At 55.8% G+C, this 301-nt stretch carries 1 pseudogene; it reads right to left on the bottom strand.

From position 1 onward, the window contains the following. Nucleotides 1-301, bottom strand: a pseudogene (locus ACYP03_RS25500) (cytochrome o ubiquinol oxidase subunit I); the annotation flags it as partial.

Below are 301 nucleotides of genomic sequence, written 5' to 3'. Positions count from 1 at the left end.
CATGTGAATGGGCTGATAATCGCTCGACTGGTTGGTTTCACCACGTTCTTTCTGATACCAGTGCGCATCCAGCTCGTTGCCTTCAGGCAAATGGGCAAAGTTATAGAACGGCGGTGGAGACGAGGTCGCCCACTCCAGAGTTCGGCCATCCCAGGGGTCGCCGGTCACATCACGCAATGCCTCACGGTTACGGAAGGTCACGTACAGCTGCATAATCTGACACATAATGCCGCACAGGATCAGCACTGCACCGAAGGCGGCAATCGCCAGCATCGGGAAGTACTGGGGTTCAATGTGCTGG

Source organism: Photobacterium sp. R1 (assembly GCF_054600795.1).
This window is presented reverse-complemented; position numbering and strand designations above follow the sequence as displayed.